This window comes from Thermodesulfovibrionia bacterium (assembly GCA_030646035.1).
Lineage (GTDB): Bacteria > Nitrospirota > Thermodesulfovibrionia > UBA6902 > UBA6902 > JACQZG01.
On sequence record JAUSMY010000013.1, the window covers coordinates 1 to 4,444 of the forward strand.

Annotated in this window: 4 protein-coding genes; all 4 read left to right on the forward strand. The window is 46.3% G+C overall.

Going from position 1 to position 4,444, the window contains the following annotated elements:
* Nucleotides 1-166 precede the first annotated feature (166 nt).
* The gene (locus Q7U10_02205) at nucleotides 167-1,879 is read left to right on the forward strand and encodes a multiheme c-type cytochrome (GenBank protein ID MDO8281432.1); all 1,713 of its coding nucleotides are present in this window, start codon (nucleotides 167-169) and stop codon (nucleotides 1,877-1,879) included.
* Entirely contained in the window at nucleotides 1,876-2,904 is a 1,029-nt protein-coding gene (haoB, locus tag Q7U10_02210) for a hydroxylamine oxidation protein HaoB (GenBank protein ID MDO8281433.1), read from the forward strand. The genes Q7U10_02205 and haoB overlap by 4 nt, the downstream gene beginning before the upstream one ends.
* 158 nt (nucleotides 2,905-3,062) lie before the next feature.
* Complete coding sequence (locus Q7U10_02215; GenBank protein ID MDO8281434.1) at nucleotides 3,063-3,788, forward strand: cytochrome c family protein; 726 nt, start codon at nucleotides 3,063-3,065, stop codon at nucleotides 3,786-3,788.
* Nucleotides 3,785-4,444 (forward strand): NapC/NirT family cytochrome c (locus Q7U10_02220; GenBank protein ID MDO8281435.1); only part of this gene is annotated, 660 nt, incomplete at its 3' end. The genes Q7U10_02215 and Q7U10_02220, both read left to right, overlap by 4 nt.

The following is a 4,444-nucleotide window of genomic DNA, read 5'->3' on the forward strand; positions in this document are numbered from 1 at the left end:
CTTGACAGTGTGTGGGTGAGTAAGTAGTCTAGGGATGAACTGGGTTGCTGAATTAAGGTATCCTAGGGATGGCGAGTTTTGGAAGGCTAGGGCTTGCTTGAGAGAATAAGAAGAAGAGCAAAGAGAGAAAGAGAGCAAAAATTTTGGAAAAACAAAGGAGAGAAACATGGTTGCCAAGCTATGGCTGAGGATAGTGATGGTACTGTTTGGAGTGTTGGTAATAGGATCGGCACAAGCGAACATACCGTCAGTACCGGATGAGTTGTATGAAGCACTGAAATTGGATCGTGCGACGACCACGCCCAAGCAATTGTATGAATCATTGGTAAAGCGCTACAAAGATCCTGCACAAGGTGCTGGACCGGGCACGATGGCGCAATACTGGGAACCGATTCCCTATGGAATCTACCTTGATCCAGCGACATTTTACGCGCCACCAACATCACATAAAGAAGTGGTAAGTCGCAAAGAATGCGTAGAATGTCACACAGATGAATCGCCGGTATGGGTACAAGCATGGAAGCGTAGTAGCCATGCAAACCTGGACAAGATTCGCAATCTCAAACCAGAAGACCCTACTTTTTACAAGAAAGGTAAGCTGGAAGATGTAGAGAAGAATTTGCGTTCGATGGGGAAACTGGCTGAAGGCGAGAACCTGAAAGAAGTGGGTTGTATTGACTGTCACGTAGAAATTGGTGCTAAGAAGAAAGCGGATCACGCGAAAGATCTGAAGATGCCGACAGCTGATGTATGCGGAACGTGTCACTTGCAAGAGTTTGCGGAACGTGAGTCAGAGCGCGACACCATGATTTGGCCGGCAGGTCAATGGCCCAATGGACGTCCTTCACACGCACTGGACTACAAAGCGAACGTGGAGACCACAGTCTGGGCAGCGATGCCACAACGCGAGGTTGCTGAAGGCTGCTCAATGTGTCACACCAACCAAAATAAATGTGACTCATGCCATACCCGTCATGAATTCTCAGCGGCCGAATCACGTAAACCGGAAGCATGCGCGACCTGTCATAGTGGTGTAGATCACAATAACTGGGAAGCCTATTCGATGTCCAAGCACGGCAAGATTGTATCGATGCTGGGTAATCAATGGAACTGGGATGTGCAACTGAAAGATGCTTATGCTAAAGGCGGACAAAGTGCACCGACCTGCGCAGGCTGTCATATGGAATATGAAGGGCAGTATGCTCACAACATGGTCAGAAAGATTCGTTGGGCAAACTATCCATTTGTACCTGGAATTGCGGAGAACATCAAAAGCGAATGGTCAGAAACCCGTCTGGATTCATGGGTAGTCACCTGTACACAGTGCCACTCAGAGCGTTTTGCACGCTCTTATTTGGATCTGATGGACAAAGGTACATTGGCTGGATTGGCGAAATACCAAGAAGCCCATGCAGTAGTAGAGAAACTCTACAACGAAGGCTTGTTGGCTGGACAAAAAACCAATCGTCCTAATCCACCACCACCAGAGAAACCAGGTTTTGCGATATTCTCGCAACTGTTCTGGGCAAAAGGTAACAACCCAGCTTCTTTAGAGTTGAAGATTCTGGAAATGGGTGAGAATGATTTGGCTAAGATGCACGTAGGATTGGCACACGTTAATCCAGGTGGTTGGACTTATACTGAAGGTTGGGGTCCAATGAATCGTGCTTATGTAGAAATCCAAGATGAAAATACACGTATCCGTGAAATGGTAGCGCTGCAAGAACGTGTTAAGAATCTTGAATCCAAGAAAACCAGCTTACTGGACTTGGACGGCACAGCTGAGAAAATCTCACTGGGCGGTTTAGGTGGTGGTATGTTGCTAGCCGGAACACTGGCATTAGCAGGCTGGCGTAAACGTAAGCAAAGCGAAGATTGATCACCACCGACGCAACTGATCGCGCCAAATCGGCGCGGTCGGGGGACAAACTACTCCCGTCATTAGGCATACTCCTAGTGACGGGAGGTTTACTTTTGCTTGGCTGGTTTGCCTATCTGTGGTTTACACCGATACCGGCACCCTACCAATACCAGCTAATATCGGAAGGTGACAGCAAAAAATTCCCTCAAATGGATCTGGATGCATGGCCGGACTTAAAGCTGAGTCAATATAAGGTACAAGCGGAAGGTATTGATAAACCGATAGCAGAACTCATAGTGGCGCAGCAAGGTGATGGACCGCGAGTGCTCACCTACTGGAAGAACAGTACTAACGAAATACTCTATAACCTGGACAGAAAACCATCAGAACTAAGTGCATTAGCAGCGGTTATTGGCAAGCATGCACCCAAAGACGCGCTGATATTGTCCTGGTGGGATACATCACGGCAAATAAAGCTGCTGACGGGGCATGACACACTCTTTACCAGTCACTTAAATGAACCGCTGATGGTACCGGTTGCTTGGCTGGAGCAAAGTAAAGCCATCATGGCCTACGAAAACCAATTTTGGGAAAGTAGCGCCAACTCAAAAGAACAAGAGCAATTCAAACGCTTTAGTCAAGCGCTAGCAGCAAGCGCAGAAGAAGGCGTAGCCCAGCTGCGAGAGCTGATTGGGTCAAACCGAGAGGCTTACTTGATAGTACATGTAACCGACCTGTATAAACTAGGACTCATGTACCCAGACAAAATCGGAGTTGCTTATCAAAACTTTCCATTGACTGGCAACATGCATGGCATGATTAATCACATGAAAGTACAGCTCAAGGAAAATGACTTTAACACCTACACATTGCAATCTCTGTCAGACGAAGAGATCAGAGTATTTTTTCTCAGCGATGAAGCGAGTAGTCAGACACTGCTTGCAAGGATGCTGCCATTTGTAGATAAAAAAGCACCCTTGGAATTGGAAGCAGCGCAACTCATCTATCAACAAGGTGGTTACTGGGTTTACAAGATACCGTAGACAAAGATGAGCGAAAGCAAGAGTAAGTTTTGAACAATAAAAAGAGACAGCAGCCGCAAAAAGTACCCGACACGACTACATAGTCATTTACACAATCGGGCGATAGCGTACAATACGCGGCATATAAACTTGAATTAAAAAAGCATAAAGGAGGAAGGATGAAGCACGCAATCACTTACATACTTGCTATCTTGGCAATGTTTGCATTTTTATCTGGCGCAGCCGTAGCGGACTCATTCGAAGGGCGCACCAAATGTAGCTCATGTCATAAAGCACAAGCTAAATCATGGAAAGACACAGCACATGCCAAAGCGATGGAATCCCTGAAGCCAGGCACACGTAAAGAAGAAAAGATTAAAGCCAAACTGGATCCAGAGAAAGACTATACCCAAGACAAAGATTGTGTTGGTTGTCACGTAGATGGATTTGGCAAGAAAGGTGGCTATACCATAGAAGCACCTAAAAAACCGCTGGCAGCCGTTGGTTGTGAATCGTGTCATGGACCCGGTAGAGTATATCGTGGTGAACACCGTAAAGCAGGGCAGGCATTTGAAAGCAAAGGCACGACAACGCAACGTAAAGTAGTTGCTGACAAAGGCCAGGATTTTCATTTTGAAGAATCTTGCAATGCTTGCCACTTAAATTATGAAGGATCTCCTTGGAAAGGGGCAAAGCCGCCCTATACACCATTTACTCCATCAGTGGACGAAAAGTACACTTTTACCTTTGATAAAATGGTAAAAGACGTCAAGGCGATGCACGAGCATTACAAACTGGATGGATCTTTTACTGGTGAGCCGAAATTTAAATATCATGATGAATTTCAGGCTAGTGCAAAAGTGCCAGAGAAAGGTGCGAAAAAAGGTAAAGGAAAAGACGAATGACAGGCTTACAGAAAGGCGCAATAGGAACCCTGTTGACAGGTGGATTGCTGGGTATTGTATTAGTGGCAGTAGTGTTTGGTGGAGAAGCGGCTCTGTCAACGGAGGAATTCTGTACCAGTTGTCACTCCATGACATACACCCAGAAGGAATTGAAGGAATCGACTCACTATGGGGCATTAGGGGTAAATCCTGGCTGTAAGGATTGCCATATACCGCAAGGATTTAAGAATTTCCACCTTGCTGTATATACTCATGCGGTAGATGGAGCGAGAGAGCTTTATTTAGAGATGGTGAATGATTATTCGACGCTAGAGAAGTTTAATGAGCGTCGTTTGATAATGGCTCATGATGCGCGCATGAATCTGAAGAAATGGGATAGCGTGACGTGTAGAGATTGTCATAAGAACCCGAATCCACCGGGAGCTGATGCACAGGAAGCGCATAAGAAGATGAAGACAGAGGGCGCGACCTGTATAGATTGTCATCAGAATTTGGTGCATGAGGAAGTTGCGAAGACAGATCTGAATGCGAGCATAGCTGCGGGTAAGATGGTACTGCAGAAAGAAGAAGATGGTGGTGACGAGGAAGAAGAGAGTGAAGACGAGGACGAGAGTAGTGAGAGTGGAAGCGAGGCAGTAGGCGAAGCTCAGAGTGAA